This is a genomic window from Micromonospora sp. NPDC047812 (genome assembly GCF_040704175.1).
Classification (GTDB): Bacteria; Actinomycetota; Actinomycetes; order Mycobacteriales; family Micromonosporaceae; genus Micromonospora.
The window spans coordinates 43,962-67,572 of record NZ_JBEYRY010000001.1 but is presented as its reverse complement, the minus strand read 5'-3'; the positions used below and the strand labels follow the sequence as shown (position 1 = coordinate 67,572).

Genomic DNA, 23,611 nt, shown 5'->3' with positions numbered 1-23,611 from the left:
GCACGGAGCCGGTCCGATCCGTCGACCCCGGTGGGACGCCCCGGCGGACTACCCTGGGCCGGGTGAGCGCCCGTCCCCCGTACCCCCGCACCCACCGTCTCCGGGCGGCCCTGGCGGCCTCGTGCGCGGCGCTGCTGCTGGCGACCGCCGGTTGCAGCCTCGGCGAGCCGGAGCCCGACCCCGCCGGTGAGCCGCCCACCTTCCCGACGCCGTCGGCGACGGCGAGCCCCGGCGACGCAGGCCAGGAGGTCGTCACCACCGTGCTGGCCAAGGGCCTGCGGGTGCCGTGGGCCATCGCCTTCCTGCCCGACGGCGCGGCGCTGGTCACCGAGCGGGACAGCGGCCGGATCCTGCGGGTCGGCCCCGAGTCGGGGCCCGACGGGCTGAAGGTCACCCCCGTGCAGACCATCGGAGACGTGGCGGCCTCCGGCGAGGGCGGGCTGATGGGCATCGCCGTCTCGCCCGACTACCAGCGCGACAAGACGGTCTTCGTCTACTACACCACCGAGCGGGACAACCGGATCGTCCGGCTGGAGTTGGGCGGCACGCCCACCCCGATCCTCACCGGCATCCCCAAGGCCGGCATCCACAACGGCGGCGGCCTGGCCTTCGGCCCGGACGGCCTGCTCTACGCGAGCACCGGCGACGCCGGCGACCGGCCGCAGGCGCAGGACGTCAAGCGCCTCGGCGGCAAGATCCTGCGGATCACCAGGGACGGCAAGCCGGCGCCCGGCAACCCGTTCCCGAACTCCCCCGTGTGGTCGCTGGGCCACCGCAACGTCCAGGGCATCGCCTGGGACGCCGGCAAGCGGATGTACGCCGTGGAGTTCGGCCAGAACACCTGGGACGAGATCAACCAGGTGACCAAGGGACGCAACTACGGTTGGCCGACGGTCGAGGGGCGCGACGACGACAAGCGCTTCGTCAACCCGATCGCCCAGTGGCCGACGTCGGACGCGTCCTGCTCCGGCCTGACCGCCGTGGACCGGCTGCTCGTCACCGCGTGCCTGCGCGGCGAGCGACTCTGGCTGGTCGAGCTGACCGACACCGGCACCGTGCTCGGCCAGCCGCGCGAGCTGCTGACCGACCGCTTCGGGCGGCTGCGGGCCGTGGCCGCCGCTCCCGACGGCTCGATCTGGGTGAGCACCTCCAACCACGACGGGCGGGGCCAGCCGCAACCCGAGGACGACCGGCTGTTGCGGCTGGTCTTCTCGGGCGGCGGGGCCGGCCGGAGCTGACGCACCGGCTCATCCGGGTTTCCCAAGATCCTTCAGTGGGCAGGTCAGAATCTCACCATGGACGGCCAGGAGAACGAACAGCACGCGAACCGGGACGAGGACGCCCCGGCGACCGGTCCTGCCCCACGCCCGGCACTGCGGCGGGGTGGCGCCGACCGGACCGGTCGGCGCGCCCTCCGGGCGACCGGGGTGACTTTGGCGGTCCTCGTCGTCGCCCTGGTCGGCGTGGTGATCGGCGTGCTCGCCGGCGGGCGGGTCAGCACCGACATCGGCCCGTTCCAGGCCGAGCTCACGGTCGCGCCGGCGACGGGCGGCGGCACCACCGTCGACATCCCGCCGCTGGGTGCCCTGCTGCTCGACAGCCACGACGGGCCGACCCACCTGACGGTGGAACTGGGCGCGCTGGACCAGAGCCGCACCGAGGCGCTGCTCGACGATCCGGCGAGCATCAACCGGGCCAGCCAGTCGGCCGTGGACGACGTCCGCGAGGGTGTGCTGCGCCTCGGCCTGCGGACGCTCGCCTCGGCGGTGCTGGTCACCCTGCTGCTGGCGCTGTTGCTCTTCCGCGACACCCGCCGGGCAGCCTGGGCGGGCGGGTTGGCGCTGGTGATCACCGCCGGCAGCCTGGGCGCCGCCGCGGCCACCATCCGGCCGGAGTCGATCGAGGAGCCGCGCTACGAGGGGCTGCTGGTCAACGCCCCCGCGATCGTCGGTGACGCCCGGCGGATCGCGAACGACTACACCCGGTACGCCGAGCAGCTCCAGCGCATCGTCGGCAACGTCAGCCAGCTCTACACGACCGTGTCGTCGCTGCCGGTCTACGAGCCCGCCCCCGGCACGACCCGCGTACTGCACGTCTCCGACATGCACCTCAATCCGACCGGCTGGCAGCTCATCCGCACCGTCGTCGAGCAGTTCGGCATCGACGTGGTGATCGACACCGGGGACATCACCGACTGGGGCTCCGAGCCGGAGGCCTCGTACGTCGGCTCGATCGGCCTGCTCAGGAAGCCGTACGTCTACATCCGGGGCAACCACGACTCGGGGCGGACCGCGGCGGCCGTGGCCCGCCAGCCGAACGCGATCGTGCTGAGCAACACGACCACCACGGTCGCGGGGCTGACCATCGCCGGTATCGGCGACCCGCGCTTCACCCCCGACAAGAACACCTCACCGGCGGGCAGCGGGCTCACCCAGCAGACCGCGGACCAGCTCATCGGCGTCGGCGACCAGCTCGCGGCCACGGTACGCAGCTCGCCGCGCCCGGTGGACATCGCGCTGGTGCACGACCCGGCCTCCGCCGGCCCGCTGTCGGGCACGTGCCCGCTGGTGCTCGCCGGGCACACCCACGATCGGCAGGTCTCGAAGCTGCCCGAGGTGCCCGGGAAGGGCCCCACCCAGCTGATGGTGCAGGGGTCCACGGGCGGTGCCGGGCTGCGCGGCCTGGAGGGCGAGAAGCCCACCCCGCTGTCGATGACGGTGCTCTACTTCGACAAGGACAAGCTGCTCCAGGCGTACGACGACATCACCGTCGGCGGCACGGGGCAGGCGCAGGTGAACCTGGAGCGGCACGTCGTGGAGGACCCGAAGGCCGGTGCTCCCGTCCCGGTCACCCCCACCCCGACCCGCTGACCCGACCCGCTGACCCCGGCCCCGGCCCTCGGCCTGACCGTCCCGCCGCCGACTGCCCGGCCCAAGACCGTTTCACCGCCGACTGCCCGGCCCAAGACCGTTTCGCCGCCGACTGCACGCCCATGACCGTTTCGCCGCTGACTGCCCTGTCCCTGACCGCTCTGGTCTTGGTCCTCATGTGCCGAGCGGTTGTCCTGACCGGATCCCCCACCCGGGTCGCGTCCACCGCCGCGAACTCCGCCGTCACCGCGTTGCGCGCACCCGCCCCCGCGACTGTCACGGAAAGTAGCGACACTCGCTCGCGGCCGACCACGCCCTCGGACGCTTTGCTCTGCAGCCATGGACGCACCAGTAACTCAACGTGGCGGCCTGTTGCCGACCCTCCCTGAACGCGTTTTGCGTTTTAGCTGGTCAGCGGGATGGTGCGTCCGTGGCTGCAGAGCAAAGGGCGGAAGCAGGCGTCGCCACGCCCCCCACTCACCATCACACTCCGTCACACAGAGCGGCAATCACCTTCAGTTATCCCGACGGCGACCGTCGGCTGGCTGCGCGCCGGTGACCGTCAAGGTCCGGGCGCTTGCTCGGAGATTCGCGATCGTGTCGCAGCTGCACGGCGGGGCGTCCAGCGTCCCGGCCGCGCTCGGGTACCCACACCGGCACGCGCCCGCCGCAGCCGCCCGCCCAGCCGCCCAGCGAAGCCGCCCAGCGCAGCCGCAGCCGACCGCAGCCGACCGCTTAGCCGCCCACCGCAGCCGCCCAGCGCAGCCGCCGCCGGCCGCCCCGACGCAATGGACGGCCTTCGCGCCGGCCCACCCACCGCCAAGAGCCATCAGCTCGCCACCGGTGAACCGCCCCCGCCGGGCTCGCAGTCAGCGCAGGGACAGCGCCGCGAGGGCGGCGTTGACGATGCTGCCGGGCAGCAGGTCGTGCAGGTCGTACAGCTCGTGGACGCTGCCGGACTGGCCGAACTCGTCCACGCCCAGCGGCACCGCCGGGGCGGCGAGCGCCGAGCCGAGCCAGGCCATGGCGTGCGAGGCGGCGTCGTGCACTGTCACCACCGGCACGCGGTCGGCGAACGCCGAGCGCAGCGCGCCCGGCACGCTCGGCACGGTGGCCGTGCGTACGCCCTGGCGCAGGGTGCGCTGCCAGGCCCGGTAGAGCCGGTCCAGCGAGGTGACGTCGACGACGTGCGCGGCGATGCCCTCCTCGGCCAGTTCCGCCGCCGCCGCGAGCACCTCGGGCAGCACCGCGCCGGAGGCGGCGAGCTGCACCACCGGGGCGTCGGCCAGGTGCGGGTACGCCTCGTGGGCGTCCACCAGCCGGTACGCCCCGGCGACCGCCTGCCGGCGCAGCACCGCGTCGCCGAGCCGGGCCCGGGCCGCCTCGAAGGGCGCCTGGTCGATCGGGCGGGTGCTGAGCCGGAAGTAGTACGCGCCGTCCTCGGCGGGAGCCGCCGTCGCCGCCGGGGCCGCCCCGCCGGCGATCTGGCCCAGCGCGTCGCAGAGCAGCCAGTCCAGGGTGGCCGCGTACGCGGGTTCGAGGAACGTCACCCCGGGCAGCTCCAGGCCCACCGAGGCGGTGATGGTCGACTGGTGGGCGCCACCCTCCGGGGCGAGCGTGATGCCCGACGGGGTGCCCGCGACCACGAACCGGGAGCCGGAGTACGTGCCGTAGAGGAACGCGTCCAGGCCGCGCAGCACGAACGGGTCGTAGACCGTGCCGACCGGCAGCAGCGGCTGCGCCGACAGGTCCCAGGCGAGGCCGAGCTGCCCGAGCAGCAGGAACAGGTTCATCTCCGAGATGCCCAGCTCGATGTGCTGGCCGGCGGGGCTCTCCGTCCAGCGCAGCATCCGGTCCTCGGTCCAGGAGCGCTGCTCAGTCGGGGCGAAGACGCCGGTCTTGTTGATGAACCCGGCCAGGTTGGTGGAGGTCGCCACGTCCGGCGCGGTGGTCACCAGGTAGCGGCCCACCTCGGGGTTGCGAGCCAGCTCGACCAGCACCCGGCCGAAGACCTCCTGCGTCGAGATCGGCTTGTTCGCGCGTACCCGCGTCGTGTCCGGGACGGTGACGCCCAGCGCCCGCTCGCGGGGCGCGCGGGACAGCGCCTCCCGGCGTTCGCCAACCCGGATGCCCGCCGGGGACGCCGGGTCCAGGCGGTCCCACTCGGTCTCGCGCGTCAGCCCGTGCGCGGCGCGCAGCGCGTCGACCTGCTCGGTGGTGAGCAGCGCCGAGTGGTTGCGCGGATTGCCGGCGATCGGCAGACCCCACCCCTTGACGGTGTACGCGAAGACCACGCTGGGCCGGTCGGTGACCGCGTCGCACTGGGCGTACGCGTCGAGCATCGCCGCCATGTCGTGTCCGCCCAGGTCGGTCACGAGCGGACCCAGCTCGTCGTCGCCGACGTCGGCGATGAACGCCTCGATGCCCTCGGGCGCGCCGTCGAGGAACTGCTTGCGCAGCACCTCGCCGGTGACCCCGAACAGCGACTGGTACTGCTCGTTGGGCATCGCGTCGATCCAGTCGCGCAGCGCCTCGCCGCCCGGCCGGGCGTACGCCTCGGCGAGCCGTCGGCCGTACTTGACCTCGACCACGTGCCAGCCGGCGGCCTCGAACTGGCCCCGCCACTGGTTGATCCGCACCCCGGGCACCACCCGGTCCAGCGACTGCCGGTTGAAGTCGACCAGCCACGTCACGTTGCCCAGGCCGGTCGTGGCCGGGTCGGCGACGGCCTCCCAGATGTTCCCCTCGTCCAGCTCGGCGTCGCCGATCAGCGCGACGAAGCGGGAGCGCGGGCGGGCGCCGAAGTGCGCGTCGACGTAGCGGCGGGTCGCGGCCGCGAACAGCGGCGCCGCCGCGCCGAGCCCGACCGAGCCGGTGGAGAAGTCGACCTCGTCCGGGTCCTTGGTCCGCGACGGATACGACTGGAGCCCGCCCCGGGCGCGCAGCCTCGTCAGGTAGGAGCGGTCGAGGTTGCCGAGCAGGTACTGGATGGCGTGGAAGACCGGCGAGGCGTGCGGCTTGACCGCCACCCGGTCCTCGGCGTCCAGGTGCGCGAACCACAGCGCCGTCATGGCGGTGACCAGCGAGGCGCTGGACGCCTGGTGCCCGCCCACCTTCACCCCGTCGCCGGTGTCCCGGTCGTGGTTGGCCGCGTCCACGATCCGGGTCGCGAGCCAGAGCACCCGCTGCTGGATCTCGTCGAGGACGTCGAGGTCGGGCTGGTTCACGGTGGCTCCATCCGGGCGTCGCCGTTGACGCCCTGCCGAGGGGTGTGCGGTGCCGCTCCGCCCACCTGCCCACCCGTCTGTGTCGACCATGGGGTTGGCGGCAGTCATCGATCTTCGAACTGCCGCCAACCCCATGATCGACGGGGTGAGTGAGGGGGGTGGGGTGGGGTGGGTCAGGACTGGGCGCCGAGGCGCTCCAGGATCAGCTCGCGGACGGTCTTGGCGTCGGCCTGGCCGCGGGTGGTCTTCATGACCGCGCCGACCAGCGCTCCGGCCGCGGCGACCTTGCCGCTGCGGATCTTGTCGGCGATGTCCGGGTTGGCGGCGATCGCCTCGTCCACGGCGGCGGTGAGCGCGCCCGTGTCGGAGACCACCTCCAGGCCCCGGTTGGTCATGATCTCGGTCGGCGATCCCTCGCCGGCCACCACGCCCTCCAGGACGGTACGGGCCAGCTTGTCGTTGAGCTTGCCGGCGTCGACCAGTCCCTGGAGCTCGGCGACCTGCGTCGGGGTGGCCCCGACGTCGGCCAGCTCCACGCCGGTCTCGTTGGCCCGCCGGGACAGCTCGCCCAGCCACCACTTGCGGGCGGCGGCCGGGGAGGCGCCGGCGGCCACGGTCCGCTCGATCAGCTCGACCGCGCCGGCGTTGAGCACCGACTGCATGTCCGCGTCGGAGAGGCCCCACTGCTCCTGGAGGCGCCGGCGGTGCACCCGGGGCAGCTCGGGCAGGGTGGCCTTCAGCTCGGCGACCCAGGCGGTGTCCGGCGCCAGCGGCACCAGGTCGGGCTCCGGGAAGTACCGGTAGTCGGTCGCGGTCTCCTTGGAGCGGCCCGGCGTGGTGTCGCCGGTGTCCTCGTGGAAGTGCCGGGTCTCCTGGGTGATCCGGCCGCCCGCGTCGAGTACGGACGCCTGCCGGATGATCTCCGACCGGACCGCCCGCTCGACCGATCGCAGCGAGTTGACGTTCTTGGTCTCCGTCCGGGTGCCCCACTCCTCGCCGGGCAGGTTGAGGGAGGTGTTCACGTCGCAGCGCAGCGACCCCTCCTCCATCCGCACGTCGGAGACGCCCAGCGAGCGGATCACGTCGCGCAGCTCGGTGACGTACGCGCGGGCCACCTCGGGGGCCAGCGCGCCGGTGCCGGGGACCGGCTTGGTGACGATCTCCACCAGCGGGATGCCGGCCCGGTTGTAGTCGACAAGCGACTCGGTGGCGCCGTGGATGCGCCCGGTGGCACCCCCGACGTGCAGCGTCTTGCCGGTGTCCTCCTCCAGGTGCACCCGCTCGATGCCGATGCGTACCAGCTCGCCGTTGACCTCGACGTCCAGGTAGCCCTCGAAGCACAACGGCTCGTCGTACTGGCTGATCTGGAAGTCCTTCGGCATGTCCGGGTAGAAGTAGTTCTTCCGGGCGAACCGGCACCACTCGGCGATCGAGCAGTTCAGCGCCAGGCCGATCCGGATGGTCGCCTCGATGGCGGCCCGGTTCGCCACCGGCAGCGAGCCGGGCAGGCCCAGGCAGACCGGGCAGACCCGGGTGTTCGGCTCGCCACCGAAGTCGGTCGGGCAGCCGCAGAACATCTTGGTGTTCGTGCCCAGCTCGACGTGGGTCTCCAGGCCGATCACCGGTTCGTAGCGCGCGACGACCTCGTCGTACGCGGGCAGTGTCGTCGTCATCTGAGCTCCTGCCTCACAGTGCCGGTGGGGTGAAGGTGCCGACGACGCTCTCCAGCGCGGCGGCGACCCGGTACATCCGGTCGTCGGCCATCGTCGGGGCCATGATCTGGAAGCCGACCGGCAGCCCGTCGGAGAGCCCGCACGGCACCGAGATGCCCGGCCCGCCGTACAGGTTCGTCGGGATGGTGAACAGGTCGGCCAGGTACATCTGGTACGGGTCGGAGGTGCGCGCCCCGAGCGGGAACGCCACGAACGGGGTGGTCGGCGAGATCAGCGCGTCGACCTGCTCGAAGGCGGCGGTGAAGTCGCGGGTGATCAGGGTGCGGACCTTCTGCGCCTGCCCGTAGTAGGCGTCGTAGTAGCCCGACGATAGCGCGTACGTGCCGATCATGATCCGGCGCTTGACCTCGGCGCCGAAGCCGGCCTCCCGGGTCAGCGACATGACCTCCTCCAGCGACCGGTTGCCGTCGTCGCCGACCCGCAGGCCGAACCGGACGCCGTCGAACCGGGCCAGGTTGGAGGAGGCCTCGCTCGGGGCGATCAGGTAGTACGCCGGCAGCGCGTACCGGAAGTGCGGGCAGGACACCTCGACGATCTCGGCGCCCAGCTTGGCCAGCGCGTCGACCGACTCGCGGAACGCCGCCATCACGCCCGGCTCGGCGCCCTCGCCGACGAACTCGCTGACGATGCCGAGCTTCACGCCGGTCAGGTCGCCGGTCGCGCCGAGCCTGGCGGCGGCCACCACGTCCGGCACCGGCTGCGGGATCGAGGTGGAGTCGCGCGGGTCGTGCCCGCCGATCACCTCGTGCAGCAGCGCCGCGTCCAGCACGTTACGGGCGCAGGGACCGGGGGTGTCGAGGGAGGAGGAGAACGCCACCAGACCGTAGCGGGAGGTGCCGCCGTAGGTGGGCTTCGCGCCGACGGTGCCGGTGACCGCGCCGGGCTGGCGGATCGAGCCGCCGGTGTCGGAGCCGATCGCCAGCGGCGCCTCGTACGCGGCCAGCGCCGCCGCGCTGCCGCCGCCCGAGCCGCCCGGGATGCGGCTCAGGTCCCACGGGTTGTGCGTCGGCCCGTACGCCGAGTACTCCGTGGATGAGCCCATCGCGAACTCGTCCATGTTGGTCTTGCCGAGCATCACCGTGCCGGCGGCGCGCAGCCGCTGCACGATCGTCGAGTCGTACGGCGGGCGCCAGCCCTCCAGGATCTTCGACCCCACGGTGGTCGGCACGCCCTTGGTGGTCAGCACGTCCTTGACGGCGACCGGCACGCCGGCCAGCGGGCCCAGCTCCTCGCCGGCGGCGCGGCGGGCGTCCACCTCGGCGGCGGCGGCGAGCGCGCCCTCGGAGTCGACGTGCAGGAACGCGTTCACCCGGTCGTCGACGGCGGCGATCCGGTCCAGGTGCGCCCGGGTCACCTCGACGGCGGAGGTCTCACCGGTGGCGACGAGCCCCGCGATCTCCGTCGCGGTCAGTCTGGTCAGGTCGGTCTGGGTCATGACGCCACATCCTCGTCCAGGATCCGCGGTACGCGGAACCGCTGCTCCTCGGCGTCGGGCGCACCCGACAGCGCCTCCTGCGGGGTCAGCCCGGGCACCACCACGTCGTCCCGCAGGACGTTGGTCAGCGGCACCGAGTGCGACGTCGGCGGGATGTCCGCCGCGGTGACCTCGCCGACCTGCGCGACCGCCTGGAGGATCACGTCGAGCTGGCCGGCGAAGGTGTCCAGCTCCTTCTCCGTGACGGCGAGCCGCGACAGTCGCGCCAGGTGCGCGACCTCCTCGCGGGAGATGGCGGCCATCGGTGCCCCCTTCGTGACGGTGCTGCGGGTCGGACCGGGTGTCGGCCGCGCGGCCGACGTGCGTGACGCGCGGTGACCGGAGCGAGTCTATTGTTCCGCCCCGGCGGCGCGTCCCCGACTCCCCCTCCGGCGCGGCGAGCGCCCTCCACCGGCGGTCGCACCCGGGCGCGGCGGTGACTCAGCGGGCGTGCCGGCGGGGGATCTCCGCGTCGGGGCTGGGCGTCGGGCGGACCGGCCGGTAGCGGGCCAGCCAGCCGACCAGTTCCTCGGCCGGCATCGGCCGGGCGTAGAACCAGCCCTGCGCCGCGTCGCAGCCCGCCGCGTACAGCATCCGCCAGGTGCGCTCGTCCTCGACGCCCTCGGCGACCACCCGCAGCCCGAGCGCCTTCGCCAGCTCGATCGTCGACTTGACGATCGCCGCGTCGTCGGCGTCCTCGGCCATGCCCAGCACGAAGGAGCGGTCCACCTTCACCTCGGACAGCGGCAGCCGCCGCAGGTGCTGGAGGGAGGAGTAGCCGGTGCCGAAGTCGTCCAGCGAGATGCCCACACCGATCCGGTGCAGCCGGGTGATGGTGGCCAGCACCCGACGCGGGTCGGCCATCAGGGCGCCCTCGGTGATCTCCAGTTGCAGCCGCTGCGGCGGTACGCCGTAGCGGGCGAGCCGGTCGGCGATCTGGTCGGCGATCTCCCCGGTGTGCAGGTCCCGCACGCTGACGTTGAGCGCCGCGGGCAGGCCCATCCCGGCGGCCGACCACTTGGCGAGCTGTTCCACCACGTCGTCCACCACCCGACGGGTGAGCAGCCGCATCACCGCGCTCTGCTCGGCGACCCGGATCAGCTCCTCCGGGTCCACCATCCCCCGTCGGGGGTGCCGCCAGCGCAGCAGCGCCTCCACCCCGACCACCTCACCGGTCGCGATGGCGATCTGCGGCTGGTAGTACATGGTGATCTCGCCCGCGTCGACGGCCGGAGCGGTGTCCGCGTCCCGCCGGCCGGCCGCGTCGTGCCGGGCCCCCCGCCGGCCCGTCGGGGCGCGGTCGCCGCCGCGGTCCCCCGCGCCGTCGTCGACGGGCGGACCCTGCCGGCGTACGACCGCGCCGCCCTGCCCGCCGGGACGCCCGGCGCCGTTGCGGCGGACGCGGCCGTCGCCCCGGTCGGGGCCGGTCTCCCCCGCGGCCAACGCCCGGCGGCGGATCGGGTCCGCGGCGGTCACGATCCGGTCGATCAGCTCGTCGCCGGGCGGCGGACCGGGCCGCTGCCGGCGGCGGCGCAGCCGCCAGCGGCCGGAGCCGGCGGTGAGGCCGGCGACGTCGGCCGGGAGTTCGGCCCCGTCCCCGCCCCGCGCGCCGCCGGACCGCCCGTCACCCGGCAGCCGGCCGCCCGGCGTCGGTCCCGCCGGGACGGTCACCGCCCCGTCGCCCGGGGAACCGTCGCCCGGGGAACCGTCGCCCGGGGAACCGTCGACGTCCCCGCCGGGTGGGACGCCGTCACCGTCCACGGTGGGCGGGGCGGTCGCGGATCGGCCCGCCTCCAGCACCCGGCGCAGGTCGGCGAGCAGGCCGAGCCGCTCGGCGGAGTTGTGGTCGGACTCGGCCGCGTAGACCGCCACGGTGTCGTTGCGGTGCTTGGCGTCGTACATCGCCACGTCGGCGTGGCGCATCAGGGTCGCGAAGTCCTCGCCGTGCTCCGGGAAGAGCGCGATGCCGATCGAGCCGCCCACGTCGAGCGGCAACCCGTCGAGCGACACCGGCTCGGCCAGTGCCCGGACCACCCGGCCCGCGAGTTCCCGGGCCTCGTCGACGTCGGCCAGGCCGGTCATCACGATGGCGAACTCGTCCCCGCCCAGCCGGGCGACCATGCCCTCACCGACCGCGTCTGTCAGCCGCGCGCTCACCTCGACCAGCAGCCGGTCCCCCACCGCGTGCCCGAGCGCGTCGTTGACGTTCTTGAACCGGTCGAGGTCGATCAGGAGCAGGGCGAGCCGGGCGCCGGGCTCGCCGCGGGCCGCCCGTTCGGCGTGCACGTGCACCTGCTCGCCGACCTCGGCCAGCAGCGCCTTGCGGTTGGGCAGGCCGGTGAGCGGGTCCAGGGCGGCGAGCTGCTGCTGCTCGACGCTGAGCCGGGCCATCCGGTAGACGGCGAACAACGGCACCAGCACCAGCGGGATCAGCGCCGCGCTGGCCCGCGCCGCCGCGACCAGCACCGGGGCGAGCAGCAGCAGCGAGCCGGTGGAGAGCAGCTCGAAGCCCAGCCCCTGCCGCAGGCTGGGCCACCACCGGTCGCCGAAGCGCAGCCGCACGGCCGCGCTGACCAGCGCGTAGTTGACGGCGAACCAGGCCACCGTCGCGCCGCCCACCGCCAGCACGTCCGTTCCGCGCAGCCGGCCGTCGTCGAAGATGCTCCCGGGCCCCAGCCAGGTCACCGCGTACGCGGCACCCAGGGCCGCCGCGTACTGGGCGGCGTTGAAGGCGGTCCGCCACGGGGCGTGGCCCATCCGCCAGCCGGAGACGACGACCGCCACCGCCTGCACCAGGACCGCCGGGCCGAACCCCCAGCCGAGCAGGATGGCGAAGGTGAAGCAGGTGGACGGGAAGACCGCGGAGGTCTGCCGGCGGCCGGGCGGGACGAACGGGCGCGCGTCGCAGCCGACGGCCAGGGCCGCCATCACCCAGAACGCCACCGGCAGTCGCGGCAGCTCGGCCGGGAGGTCGAGCAGCGGGCGTACGCAGAGCACCGCCGCCAGCGCGACCACCGACCAGACGAAGGCGAAGAACGGGCGTGCCCGGCCAGGCGGAACGGAGTTTCGCGAGTCCGCGGACTCCATCACACCTCCCGAGCGCTCGGTCCACGGGCGTGACCGGTCGCACGCCGTGCCACCAATGAAACGCCCTCCGTGTCGCAATGCCCGGTACGACAGTCGCGAATCGGTCGTAGTCGTAATTAAGTTGGTATCTCGACCTGCCCCCGCCGGGTCGGTGGCGGCTCCCGCCCGGTCGTCACTCCTCGGTGCGGGCGACCTCCCGGGCGGCCTCCGGGCCGGCGTCGAGCAGCACCCGGAAGCCGTCCTCGTCCAGGACCGGCACCTTCAGGCTGGCCGCCTTGTCGGCCTTCGAGCCGGGATTCTCGCCCACCACGACGAAGGACGTCTTCTTGGAGACGGACCCGCTCACCTTGCCGCCCCGGCTCTGGATCGCCTCGGACGCCTGGTCGCGGCTGAACCCGGGCAGCGTGCCGGTCACCACGACGGTGAGCCCCTCCAGGGGGCGCGGCCCCTCGTCGACCGCCTCCTCCGCCATCCGCACGCCGGCCTCGCGCCACTTGCGGACCACCTCGCGGTGCCAGTCGACGGCGAACCACTCCCGGATGCTCGCCGCGATCGTCGGCCCGACGCCGTCGACCGAGGAGAGCTCCTCCTCGCTGGCCCGGTCGATCGCCTCGACGGAGCGGAAGTGCCGGGCGAGCGCCTGCGCGGCGGTGGGGCCGACGTGCCGGATGGACAGGCCGACCAGCACCCGCCACAGGTCGCGCTCCCTGGCCACGGCCAGGTTGTCGAGCAGCTTGCCGGCGTTGCTGCCGAGCGTGCCGTCCTTGTTGACGAAGAAGGGCGAGCGGGCGAGCTGCTTCTCGTCCAGCGAGAACAGGTCGCCCTCGTCGGTGATGACCTGGGCGTCGAGCAGCGCCGCCGCGCCCTTGTGGCCGAGCGCCTCGATGTCGAACACCTTGCGGCCGGCGAGGTGGTAGACCCGCTCGCGCAGCTGACCGGGGCAGGTGCGGGAGTTGGGGCAGCGGATGTCGACGTCGCCCTCCTTGGCCGGCGCGAGCGGCGTGCCGCAGGCCGGGCAGGTGGTGGGCATGACGAACGGCCGGGCGTCGGCCGGGCGCAGGTCGACCACCGGGCCGAGCACCTCGGGGATCACGTCGCCGGCCTTGCGCAGCACCACGGTGTCGCCGATCAGGACGCCCTTGCGTTCGACCTCGCGGGCGTTGTGCAGGGTGGCGTACGCGACGGTGGAGCCGGCCACCTTGACCGGCTGGAGGACGGCCCGCGGCGTGACCCGGCCGGTGCGCCCGACCTCGACGTCGATGTCGAGCAGCTTCGTGTTCACCTCCTCCGGCGGGTACTTGAAGGCGATCGCCCAGCGCGGCGCCCGGCTGGTCGAGCCGAGGCGACCCTGGATGGAGACCGGGTCGACCTTGACCACCACGCCGTCGATCTCGTGCTCGACGTCGTGCCGGTGCTCGGCGTAGTGGGCGATGTATTCCGCGACACCGGCCAGGTCGGGCACCACCCGCCAGCGGTCGCTGGTCGGCAGCCCCCACGCCTTCAGCGCCGCGTAGGACTCGGACTGCGTGACCGGCTTGAAGCCGCGGCGGGCGCCGATGCCGTGCACCACCAGCCGCAACGGCCGGGAGGCGGTGATCCGCGGGTCCTTCTGGCGCAGGCTGCCCGCGGCGGCGTTGCGCGGGTTGGCGAACGGGGCCTTGCCCTGCTCGACCAGCCCGGCGTTGAGGTCGGCGAAGGCGGCCACCGGGAAGTAGATCTCGCCGCGGACCTCGACGAACTCCGGGATGTCGGGGAACTCGGCCGACGTGGCGAGCTGGCCCGGCACGTCGCGGATGCTGCGCACGTTGGCGGTGACGTCCTCGCCCTCGCGGCCGTCGCCCCGGGTCAACGCCCGGAGCAGCCGCCCGCGTTCGTAGGTGAGGTTGATGGCGAGCCCGTCGACCTTCAGCTCGCAGAGGTAGGGCACCGGCCCGCCCGCGTCGCGCTCGACCCGCTCGGCCCAGGCCGCCAGCTCCTCGTCGGCGAAGGCGTTGTCGAGGGAGAGCATCCGCTCGGCGTGGGCGACCGTCGTGAAGTCGGTGGAGAAGGCGCCGCCGACCCGCTGGGTCGGCGACTCGGGGGTGCGCAGCGCCGGGAACTGCTCCTCCAGCGCCTCCAGCTCGCGCAGCTGCCGGTCGAAGTCGGCGTCGGAAATGGTCGGCGCGTCCAGCACGTAGTAGCGGTACTGGTGGTCCGTCAGCTCCTGGCTGAGCGTGGCGTGCCGCTCCCGGGCCTCCGGGGTCGGCTCGGTGCCGGCCGCCGCCTCCTGTGCCGGAGTGACCTGCTGGGCAATGGTTTCCTCGGACACCGTGCGACCTCCCGTGATTCCGCTACCTCGGCACCGTATCGGTCCGGTGGGACAATCCGCCGGCCACCCGTCGCGCCCGACCGGCGCCGGGGCCCCGGCCGTGCGAGGATCGCCGGACGGCGGGGCCGCGGGGCGGGTCGCCTCGCCGTCACACCCGCGGCGTCCGCGCCGCGCCCACTGACCAGGCGGGGGTACGGATGCCGGAATGGCTGCTCTGGGCGGCGGCGATCGTGCTGGCCGTGGCCGCCGGCTGGGCGTGGAACGACCGGCGGCGGGGCGGCCGGGACGCCGCTCCGCGTCCACCCCGGCGGCCGGGTACGCGGCCCGGCCGCAGGACGCCCTCGGGCGGTCCCGGCCGCTCCACCGCGCCGCCCCGGCCGCGTACCGCCGAGCGGCCCCCCGCCGGGGCGCCGCGTCCCGGCGAGATCTGGTGGGCCGACGTCCCGTACGCCGACGGCACCGGCTCGAAGGTGCGGCCCTGCCTGGTGCTGCGGGCCGACAGCCGGGGCGCCGACGTCCTGAAGATCACCAGTCAGGACAAGAGCGCCCGGGACGACCACGTCCGCATCCCGACGCGCGAGTGGGACCCCGACGCCGACCACGACAGCTTCGTCGACCTGGCCGAGCCGGCGCACGTCCCGCTCGCCGACTTCTCCGGCCACGCCGGAGCCTGCGATCCCGCCCTGTGGCGCCGCATCCGCCGCCTGCCCCACCTGCCCGGCGCCTGAGGCGCGGCGCACCCCGACCCGGGCCGACCGCGCCCGCGCGGCCCCGGGTGCGACGGATCCCGCCCGTCCGACCGCCCGGGTGCGACGGCTGCGACGGATCCCGCCCGCGCGCCCCGGGCGCGACGGATCCGCCCGTTCGACCGGGGGCGGGGCGCCGGCTCGGTCGAACGGGCGTGGCGGGGTCAGTCCCAGGCCCGGGCGAGGGTGGTGAGCTGGTCGGCGTACTCGATGCGGGCGGCCCACGGGGCGGGCCAGGCCGCCATGCCCAGCGCGGTGCCGACGAAGGCGCCGGCCAGCGCGGCGATCGAGTCGGAGTCGCCGGCGGTGGTGGCGCCCCGGGCCAACGCCGCCACCGGGTCGTCGGCGTGCCGGATCGCGCAGAACAGGGCCGTGGCCAGCGCCTCCTCGGCGATCCACCCCTCGCCGGTGTGCCGGCACGGGTCGCCGCCGTCGTCCGGGCCGGCAAGGGCGGCGTCGAGGCGGCCGAGGACCGCGAGGCACTCGTCCCAGCCCCGGGCGATGAAGTCCTCCGGCGCGTCCACGCCGGGGCGCTGCCACAGGTCGCCGAGCCAGTCGGCGCGGTAGACCCGCCGCTGGTCGCGGGCCCGCTCGACGAGCAGCCGGGGCAGCTCCGCCAGCGCCGCGCCGTCGCGCAGCAGCCGCACCGCGTACGCGGTCAGCTCGCTGGCCGCGAGGCCGGTCGGATGACCGTGGGTCAGCCCCGCCTGGAGCTGGGCCAGCCCGGCGAGGGTGTCCAGGTCGACGTCGACCAGGCCGACCGGGGTGACCCGCATGTTGGCCCCGCAGCCCTTCGAGCCGGCCACCGTCGCCTCCTGCCAGCGCACCCCGCGCCCGAGTTCCGCGCAGGCGCGCAGGCAGGTCATGCCCGGCGCCCGGTTGTTCTCCGGGCTGGCCGCCCAGTCGAGGAAGCGGCTGCGCAACAGCGGCTCCACCGCCTCCGGGGTCGGCGCGGGCGCGTCGTGCAGCGCCCAGCCGACCGCCAGCGCCATCTGCGTGTCGTCGGTCACCAGCGCCGGGTCGCCGGCGAGCTCGCGCGGGCCGGCGGGCCCGTAGCGGCGAACGATCTCGGCGACGGTCAGGAACTCGGTCGGCTTGCCCAGCGCGTCACCGTAGGCGAGGCCGAAGAGGGAGCCGGCGGCCCGCCGGAGCGAGGTGTCGATCATTCCCGCGATCATGCCGCCCGCCCGCAACCCGCACCACCCGACGGAGTCGGCTGCGCCGGCGCGGGTGGTCGGCTCACCCGGGGAAGACCAGGCAGAAGGGATGGCCGGCCGGGTCGGCGCCCAGCAGCTCCGAGTAGAAACCGGCGAGGGCCCGGGGGTCGGGGCAGTCGATCACCACGGTGCGCAGTTGTCCGGTCATGTCGGCCTTCTGCCCCGCCCGTACGACGGGAAACCTCAGTCCTCGGCGAGCCGCCGTCCCGCGTCCCGGCAGGCGGCGAGCACCGCGCGCGCGTACTGCGGGGTGGCGTGGGCGAGGCCGCAGGCCGGGGTCACCACGACCTGCTCGGCGAGGCGCCGGCGGGGGAACCCGAGGCGGTCCCAGAGCTGGCGTACGCGGTCGGCGACCTGCGCCGAGGTCGGCGCGCGACCGGCGGCCGACGGCCCGGTGGGCGCGGCCCCGGCCAGCAGCCCGAGCCCCGCGTCGATCGCCTCGCCCAGCGGGTCCAGGTCGGTGACGAGACCGAGGTCGAGGGCCACGCCGACGGCACCGGTCGAGCGGATCAGCTCCAGCGGCACGTCCGGCGCGCAGCAGTGCACCAGGGTCGGCACCCCGGCCGCCTCGACGACGGTGCGCAGCAGCGAGGCGGCGACGCTCGGATCCACGGCCCGGTACGCGCCGAGCCCGCTCTCGGTGGGCACCCGCCCGGCGAGCACCGTCGGCATCGAGGGCTCGTCGAGCTGGAGCAGCACGGTGGCGCGCGGCAGCCGGCGGGCGACCGCCGCCACGTGCCCGCGCAGCCCCTCGGCGAGCGAGTTGGTGAGGTCCCGGACCGCGCCGGGATCGCGCAGCATCCGGCCGCCGATCGGCAGCTCCAGGGACGCGGCCAGGGTCAACGGGCCGCCGACCTGGACCTTGACCGGCCCCGCGTACTCCTCGGCCTGCTCGGCGAGCTGGTCGAGGTCGCGTTCCATCAGGTCACGGGCGCGGCGCACGTCTCGTCCCGGGCGCGGTGCGATCCGCCAGCGGGCGGCGTACAGCTCCACCGGCAACTCGACCAGCAGGCCGGCGCTCCGGCCGATGAGGTCGGCGCCGGGGCCCCGGGCCGGCAGCTCCGGCAGGTGGGGCAGGGCGGGAAGCTCACCGAGGACGATCCGCTGCGCCTCGGCGATGTCGGTGCCGGGAAGCGAACCGATGCCGGTCGCCGCGCCGGCCGGCCAGGGCCACACCTGATCTGTCACGGCCGAAGACTATCCGGTCCGCGGATCGGCGGGTGAGTCGTCAGCCGGCGATGGTGGCGGAGCCGAGCACGACGTCGCCGGCCGGGTCCGGCCGGTACGCCACGACGGCCTGGCCGGCGGCGACCCCGCGGACGGGGCGGCGCAGCTCGGCGCGCAGCCCGTCGGCGGTCAGCTCGACGGTCGCCGGCACCACGTCCCCGTGCGCCCGCAGCTGCACCTCGCACTCCAGCGGCGCGTCGGGGCGCGGGCCGCCCGTCCACACGGGACGCTCGGCGCGCACCCGGGAGACCTCCAGCGCCTCGGCCGGGCCCACCGTCACGGTGTTGGTCTTCGGCGTGATGGACAGCACGTAGCGGGGCCGGCCGTCCGGCGCCGGGCGGTCCAGGTGCAGGCCGCGTCGCTGCCCGACCGTGTACGCGTACGCGCCGGTGTGGCTGCCCACCACCGCGCCGGTGGCGGCGTCCACCACCGCGCCGGGCGCCTCGCCGAGCCGCTCCGCGAGGAAGCCGCGGGTGTCCCCGTCGGCGATGAAGCAGATGTCGTGCGAGTCCGGCTTGTCGGCCACCGCCAGCCCCCGCCGCGCGGCCTCCTCGCGGACCTGGGCCTTCGTCGAGTCCCCGAGCGGGAAGATCGACCGGTCCAGCTGCTCGCGGGTGAGCACCGCCAGCACGTACGACTGGTCCTTGGGCAGGTCGACGCTGCGACGCAGCAGGCCGTCGGCGCCGAGGCGGGCGTGGTGGCCGGTGACCACGGCGTCGAAGCCCAGGGCCACGGCCCGGTCCAGCACCGCGGCGAACTTGATCTTCTCGTTGCAGCGCAGGCAGGGATTGGGCGTACGGCCGGCGGCGTACTCCGCGACGAAGTCGTCCACCACGTCGGCGTGGAAGCGGTCGGCCATGTCCCACACGTAGAACGGGATGCCGATGACGTCGGCGGCCCGCCGGGCGTCGCGGGAGTCCTCCAGGGTGCAGCAGCCGCGCGCGCCGGTGCGGTAGGTCTGCGGGTTGCGGGCCAGCGCCAGGTGCACGCCGGTCACGTCGTGTCCCGCCTCGACGGCCCGCGCCGCCGCGACCGCCGAGTCGACCCCGCCCGACATCGCCGCCAACACCCTCACCGGCTCACTCCCTTCGCCCCACCGACCCTATCCCCGCCCCACCCCCTCCCCACCCTCCCGCCCCGTCCTCCCGCCGATCATGCAGTTGTGGTGGGGGACGAATGCCGCGGGAAGTCACGCTCCGGGCACCACAACTGCATGATCGCCGCAGGGCGGGGGTGGTGTGGGTCAGCGGGGGGTGCGGAGGGCGGCGGCGCGGCGGGCGCGCTCGACGGCGGCCGGGAGGGCGGCGATGAGGGCGTCGACGTCGGCGGGGGTGCTGGTGTGGCCGAGGGTGAAGCGCAGCGAGGAGCGGGCGCGGTCGTCGTCGGCGCCCATGGCGAGCAGCACGTGTGAGGGCTGCGCCACCCCGGCGGAGCAGGCGGAACCGGTCGAACAGGCGATGCCCTGGGCGTCCAGCAGGAGCAGCAGGGCGTCGCCCTCGCAGCCGGGGAAGGAGAAGTGCGCGTTGCCCGGCAGCCGGTCGGTCGGGTCGCCGTTGAAGACGACCTCGGGCACCGCGTGCCGGACCCGCTCGACCAGGTCGTCGCGGAGCGCGGCGACCCGGGCCGCGTACTCCTGCTGGCCCTTGACCGCCGCCTCCAGGGCGACCGCGAAGGCCACGATGCCGGCCGTGTCGAGGGTGCCGGAGCGCACGTCGCGCTCCTGGCCGCCGCCGTGCAGCAGCGGGGTGGCCGACACGTCGCGGGCGAGCAGCAGGGCGCCCACCCCGGTCGGCCCGCCGAGCTTGTGCCCGGTCACGGTCAGGGCGGCGACCCCGCCGACGGAGAAGTCGACCGGCACCTGCCCGACCGCCTGGATCGCGTCGGTGTGGAACGGCACCCCGTGCTCGGCGGCGACCGCGGCCAGCTCGGCGACCGGCTGCACGGTGCCGACCTCGTTGTTGGCCCACATCGCGGTCACCACGGCGACCCGGTCGCCGTGGGCGGCCAGCTCGGCGCGCAGCTCGTCGGGGCTGAGCCGGCCGGCGGCGTCGACGGCGAGCCAGCCCACGCCGGCACCCTCGTGCTCGGCCAGCCAGTCCACCACGTCGAGCACCGCGTGGTGCTCGACGGCGCTGGAGACCACCCGGTCCCGCCGGGGGTCGGCGGACCGGCGGGCCCAGAAGATGCCCTTCACGGCGAGGTTGTCGCTCTCGGTCCCGCCGCCGGTGAAGACGACCTCGGAGGGCCGGGCGCCCAGCGCGGCGGCCACCCGCTCCCGCGACTCCTCCACCCGCCGCCGGGCACGGCGGCCCGCCGCGTGCAGTGAGGACGCGTTGCCGACCTCGCGGGCGGTGGCGACGTACGCCTCCAGTGCCTCGTCGAGCATCGGAGTGGTCGCGGCGTGATCCAGGTAAGCCATCGCCGTTCAGCCTACGACCGGTTCGAGGCGGCCCGGATGCCGGAGGGGCCCCGTGCGACGGGCACGGACGCCGGGACCGGGCGGGGAGGGCGCTCCTCCCCGCCCGGTCCCGGGGCCTGACCGGTGTGCGGGGTCCCGCCGCGTCGGAGTCCCCGCCGTGCGGTCGGTCAGGCGGGCACCGCCGTGACGACGATGTTGTCGCGATACCTGCGGGCCTTCGCGTCGAACGGCCCACCGCAGGTGATCAGGGTCAGCCGTGGCTTGCCGTCGCGAGCGAAGTACCGGTCCAGCGGGATCCTGGTCTTGTCGTACTCCTCCCGGGCGACGACCCGGTACCGCCGGGCCTCGCCGTCGCTGCCGGTCGCGGTGAGGGTGTCGCCCTCGTCCAGCTCGCGCAGGCGGTAGAAGGCGCCCTCGCCCTGCGTGGCGCTGTCCACGTGGCCGGCGACGACCACCGAGCCCGCGTCGGTCTCCAGGCCCGGCCCGTACCGGTACCAGCCGATCTGGTCGACGCTGGGCGGCACCTCGAACTCGTTGGTGCGCTTGTTGATGCCGACCGCGTTCACCGTGGCGGTGACGTCGATCGTGGGGATCTCCAGCCGTACCGGCGGGACGACCTTCCTACCGGCCGGCAGGTCCCCCGTGGTGACCGGCACCGGGGCGGCGTCGCCGGTGGTGACCGACGGGGCCGGCGTGGGGCTGGCCAGGGCCGCCGCCTCGTCGACGCCGACGTCCTCGGCCGGCCGGGAGCCGCAGGCGACCACGGTCGCGACGGTGAGCGCGGCGACGCTGGCGGCCATGGCCGCCAGCGCCCCGCGGTGGCGCACCGTCACCTGCGACCGGTCCGGGCGGTGGCCACCCGCGCCCCGCCGCCGACCAGGAGCAGTACGCCGGCGCCGGTCAGCACGTACCACCAGGTGTCCACGCCGGTGCCGGCCCGGCCGCCGTCGCCGCTGGGCACCCCGGCCGGGGCCGAGTGCAGACCGGTGATGGTCTGCGCCACGACGCCCAGGTTCTTCGCCTCGGCCGAGCCGATGGCGTACACGATCGTCGCGGTGCCCTCCTTGAGGTCGAGGTCCGCCGGCCCGATCGCCACGGTGTCGGTGCCGGCGAGCACCACGTCCGCCTTGACGGTGCCCGCGTCGACGTCGCCCTTGGCCTCGTTCGGGTTGGTGAGGTCCTCGAAGACCGGGGTGCCGCCGGCGCGTACGTCCACCGCCGGGGCGGCGGCGGTGTGCCGGACGATCAGCCGGGCCTTGCCGGCGGCGACCCTGCCGGTGTCGTTGACGAACGGCGTGATCTTCGGCTTGCCGGTGGCGTCGAGGTGGGCGGCGAGGCTGATGTTCGCCCCGCCCGGCACCGCGGCGTCGTCGACGCTGAGGATCGCCTGGGCGATCGGCTCGCCGGGCTTGGTGAGCGCGATGTCGTACGCGCCCTCCTCGAGGTTCAGCGGGCCCGCCACGTCGCCGGGCTTGAAGTTGTCCAGCGTCTTCTCGCCGTTGACGTAGACGTCGACCGGGGTGTCCGGGATGCCGTGCACGACGGAGACCTTCGACGAGGCGGCGTACGCGGGGGTGGCGGTGAGGGCGCCGGCTCCGGCGAACGTCAGCGCGGCGACCGCGCCGCCCGCGGCGACCCGACGGAAGTACGAGAGCTGCATGTCTGCCTCCTGGTGATTGGTACTGGTTCGTCAGGCCTGGTGTGCAAAACGAGTTACGCCCGGTCCACCACCGCCGGATGCGGCCGGCGGCAACTTCTTTTCGTCCGTCACAGCCGCATCCGTCCGCCGCCCGCGGAGCGAAGAGCTGCTGAGACCAGACCGACCGGAGAGGTGGGGCGATGACTGTGGGAGCTACAGTCGGGCATGCCCCCTGGAAGGCGAGCCGCCCTGTGACAGCGGCACGGCAGGAGCCGGACCCACCCGTGGACGACCTGGCCGCCCGCTTCCGTGCGGGCGACGAGCTGGCGCTGCGGGAGGCGTACGACCGGTACGGCCGGGCGGTCCTGCACCTGGCCACCAGCACGTTGGCCAACCGCAGCGACGCGGAGGACGTGACCCAGACCACCTTCGTCGCCGCCTGGCTGGGGCGGGACACCTTCGACCCGGCCAAGGGCTCGCTGGTCGGCTGGCTGCTCGGCATCGGCCGGCGCAAGGTGATCGACCGGCTGCGGGCCTCCGCCCGGGAGACCCGGGTGGTCGAGACGGTCCGGCAGCTGCCGGAATCGGCGCCGGCCGGCCCGGATCCGGACACGGTGGTCGACCGGCTCGTGGTCGCCGACGAGCTGGCCCGACTGCCCGACGACCAGCGGCGCATGCTGGAGTTGGCGTTCTTCGACGACCTGACCCACCAGCAGATCGCGACGGTGACCGGGGTGCCGCTGGGCACGGTCAAGAGCCACATCCGGCGCGGCATGGCGAGCTTGAAACGCAGATGGGAGGTGGACGGTGCCGCACCTGGACCACGACCGGCTGGTCTTCCTGGCGCTCGGTGAGACCGAGGCGGAAGCCGGAGAGAACACCCACCTCGACACCTGCGCGCACTGCCGGGCGGAGATGGAGACCCTCCAGCACGTGGCGGGCCTCGGCGCCGGCGCCCAGGGCCTGCACGACCTGCCCGACCCGCCGGAGCACGTCTGGCAGGGCATCGTCGCGGAGATCCGGGCGGCGGAGTCCCTCCCGGTGCTGCCCGGGCCGCGCGCCGAGCGGTCGGCCGACGAGCGCCCGTCGGGCGAACCGCCGTCCGACCGCTCGGGCGGGGTGCTCCTCGCGCCGAGGCGCGGGCGCTGGTCGCGCTGGGCCGTGACCGCCGCGACCGCGGTGGCCGCCGCCGCGATCGGCGTCGTCGGCACCGTCGCCGTGCTCGACGCGACCGGATCGACGCCGGAGCCCGCGCCGCGGCGGGTGGTGCTGGCCAGCGCGCCGCTGAAGGCGTACGGCGAGACGCCCCCGGACGCCAACGGCGAGGCCCGGGTCTTCGACAACGGCCGACTGCACCTGCACGTGGCGAATCTCCCGGACGTCCCGGGGTACTACGAGGTCTGGCTCATCAACCCGCGGAACATGGAGATGTTCTCGGTCGGCGTGCTCGGCGACGCGACGGACGAACTGCTGCCGTTGCCGCCGAACGTGGACCTTGAGGCATACTCGGTTGTCGACGTCTCCGCCGAGGCGTACGACAACAACACCGCCCACTCCGGCAAGAGCCTGGTGAGGGGCACCCTGACGGGCTGATCGGCGGGCCGGCTCAGCTCCCCGGCCCGCCGATCAGCTCCCATCGCCCGCCCCGGCGGCCGGTGCCGCGA

The 23,611-nt window shown here is 74.6% G+C and carries 18 protein-coding genes; 5 read left to right on the top strand and 13 right to left on the bottom strand.

Features of this window, described 5'->3' with window-relative positions; all coding sequences use genetic code 11:
• Nucleotides 1–62 precede the first annotated feature (62 nt).
• Both AB0883_RS00310 and AB0883_RS00305 read left to right on the top strand, forming a co-directional pair.
• Nucleotides 63–1,238, top strand: coding sequence for a PQQ-dependent sugar dehydrogenase (locus tag AB0883_RS00310; protein WP_366638249.1), 1,176 nt, complete (start codon nucleotides 63–65; stop codon nucleotides 1,236–1,238).
• Between the two features lie 57 nt (nucleotides 1,239–1,295).
• Nucleotides 1,296–2,870, top strand: a complete 1,575-nt coding sequence (locus tag AB0883_RS00305; RefSeq protein WP_366638247.1) for a metallophosphoesterase — start codon at nucleotides 1,296–1,298, stop codon at nucleotides 2,868–2,870.
• An 869-nt stretch (nucleotides 2,871–3,739) separates the two neighbouring features.
• Here the strand turns inward: AB0883_RS00305 and AB0883_RS00300 are convergent.
• The 6 genes from AB0883_RS00300 to ligA form a co-directional block, all read right to left on the bottom strand.
• Nucleotides 3,740–6,097, bottom strand: coding sequence for a transketolase C-terminal domain-containing protein (locus AB0883_RS00300; protein WP_366638245.1), 2,358 nt, complete (start codon nucleotides 6,095–6,097; stop codon nucleotides 3,740–3,742).
• Nucleotides 6,098–6,270: 173 nt separating this feature from the next.
• Nucleotides 6,271–7,770 carry an Asp-tRNA(Asn)/Glu-tRNA(Gln) amidotransferase subunit GatB gene (gatB, locus tag AB0883_RS00295; RefSeq protein WP_366638243.1) on the bottom strand — a complete coding sequence of 500 codons (1,500 nt, stop codon included), beginning with the start codon at nucleotides 7,768–7,770 and terminating at the stop codon, nucleotides 6,271–6,273.
• A 13-nt stretch (nucleotides 7,771–7,783) separates the two neighbouring features.
• Nucleotides 7,784–9,265, bottom strand: a complete 1,482-nt coding sequence (gene gatA / locus AB0883_RS00290) for an Asp-tRNA(Asn)/Glu-tRNA(Gln) amidotransferase subunit GatA (RefSeq protein WP_366638241.1) — start codon at nucleotides 9,263–9,265, stop codon at nucleotides 7,784–7,786.
• On the bottom strand, nucleotides 9,262–9,567 hold the full coding sequence (gatC, locus tag AB0883_RS00285) for an Asp-tRNA(Asn)/Glu-tRNA(Gln) amidotransferase subunit GatC (protein WP_366638240.1): 306 nt from the start codon (nucleotides 9,565–9,567) through the stop codon (nucleotides 9,262–9,264). Before gatC ends, gatA begins: the two co-directional genes overlap by 4 nt.
• A gap of 178 nt (nucleotides 9,568–9,745) precedes the next feature.
• Nucleotides 9,746–12,391 carry a bifunctional diguanylate cyclase/phosphodiesterase gene (locus tag AB0883_RS00280; protein ID WP_366638238.1) on the bottom strand — a complete coding sequence of 882 codons (2,646 nt, stop codon included), beginning with the start codon at nucleotides 12,389–12,391 and terminating at the stop codon, nucleotides 9,746–9,748.
• Nucleotides 12,392–12,563: 172 nt separating this feature from the next.
• The gene (gene ligA, locus AB0883_RS00275) at nucleotides 12,564–14,699 is read right to left on the bottom strand and encodes an NAD-dependent DNA ligase LigA (RefSeq protein ID WP_366638236.1); all 2,136 of its coding nucleotides are present in this window, start codon (nucleotides 14,697–14,699) and stop codon (nucleotides 12,564–12,566) included.
• A gap of 197 nt (nucleotides 14,700–14,896) precedes the next feature.
• Between ligA and AB0883_RS00270 the strand changes: the two genes are divergently transcribed.
• Nucleotides 14,897–15,427 (top strand): type II toxin-antitoxin system PemK/MazF family toxin, encoded by a 531-nt coding sequence (locus AB0883_RS00270; RefSeq protein ID WP_366638234.1) that lies wholly within the window; start codon nucleotides 14,897–14,899, stop codon nucleotides 15,425–15,427.
• A 182-nt stretch (nucleotides 15,428–15,609) separates the two neighbouring features.
• On the opposite strand, the gene AB0883_RS00265 is transcribed toward AB0883_RS00270, so the two are convergent.
• The 7 genes from AB0883_RS00265 to AB0883_RS00235 form a co-directional block, all read right to left on the bottom strand.
• Nucleotides 15,610–16,611, bottom strand: a complete 1,002-nt coding sequence (locus tag AB0883_RS00265; protein ID WP_366638232.1) for an ADP-ribosylglycohydrolase family protein — start codon at nucleotides 16,609–16,611, stop codon at nucleotides 15,610–15,612.
• 73 nt (nucleotides 16,612–16,684) lie between these two features.
• Nucleotides 16,685–16,810 carry a VOC family protein gene (locus AB0883_RS00260; protein ID WP_366638230.1) on the bottom strand — a complete coding sequence of 42 codons (126 nt, stop codon included), beginning with the start codon at nucleotides 16,808–16,810 and terminating at the stop codon, nucleotides 16,685–16,687.
• A gap of 35 nt (nucleotides 16,811–16,845) precedes the next feature.
• Nucleotides 16,846–17,850 carry a methionine synthase gene (locus AB0883_RS00255; RefSeq protein ID WP_366638228.1) on the bottom strand — a complete coding sequence of 335 codons (1,005 nt, stop codon included), beginning with the start codon at nucleotides 17,848–17,850 and terminating at the stop codon, nucleotides 16,846–16,848.
• Nucleotides 17,851–17,890: 40 nt separating this feature from the next.
• Nucleotides 17,891–18,964, bottom strand: a complete 1,074-nt coding sequence (gene mnmA / locus AB0883_RS00250; protein ID WP_366638226.1) for a tRNA 2-thiouridine(34) synthase MnmA — start codon at nucleotides 18,962–18,964, stop codon at nucleotides 17,891–17,893.
• A gap of 168 nt (nucleotides 18,965–19,132) precedes the next feature.
• The gene (locus AB0883_RS00245; protein ID WP_366638225.1) at nucleotides 19,133–20,308 is read right to left on the bottom strand and encodes a cysteine desulfurase family protein; all 1,176 of its coding nucleotides are present in this window, start codon (nucleotides 20,306–20,308) and stop codon (nucleotides 19,133–19,135) included.
• 167 nt (nucleotides 20,309–20,475) lie between these two features.
• Nucleotides 20,476–21,141 carry a class F sortase gene (locus AB0883_RS00240; RefSeq protein ID WP_366638224.1) on the bottom strand — a complete coding sequence of 222 codons (666 nt, stop codon included), beginning with the start codon at nucleotides 21,139–21,141 and terminating at the stop codon, nucleotides 20,476–20,478.
• On the bottom strand, nucleotides 21,138–21,968 hold the full coding sequence (locus AB0883_RS00235) for a DUF4397 domain-containing protein (RefSeq protein ID WP_366638222.1): 831 nt from the start codon (nucleotides 21,966–21,968) through the stop codon (nucleotides 21,138–21,140). The genes AB0883_RS00240 and AB0883_RS00235 overlap by 4 nt, the downstream gene beginning before the upstream one ends.
• 230 nt (nucleotides 21,969–22,198) lie before the next feature.
• On the opposite strand from AB0883_RS00235, the gene AB0883_RS00230 reads away from it, so the two are divergent.
• Both AB0883_RS00230 and AB0883_RS00225 read left to right on the top strand, forming a co-directional pair.
• Nucleotides 22,199–22,801: a sigma-70 family RNA polymerase sigma factor gene (locus AB0883_RS00230; protein WP_366638220.1), complete on the top strand. Its 603-nt coding sequence runs from the start codon at nucleotides 22,199–22,201 to the stop codon at nucleotides 22,799–22,801.
• On the top strand, nucleotides 22,755–23,540 hold the full coding sequence (locus AB0883_RS00225) for an anti-sigma factor (protein ID WP_366638219.1): 786 nt from the start codon (nucleotides 22,755–22,757) through the stop codon (nucleotides 23,538–23,540). Before AB0883_RS00230 ends, AB0883_RS00225 begins: the two co-directional genes overlap by 47 nt.
• The last annotated feature ends 71 nt before the right edge of the window (nucleotides 23,541–23,611 follow it).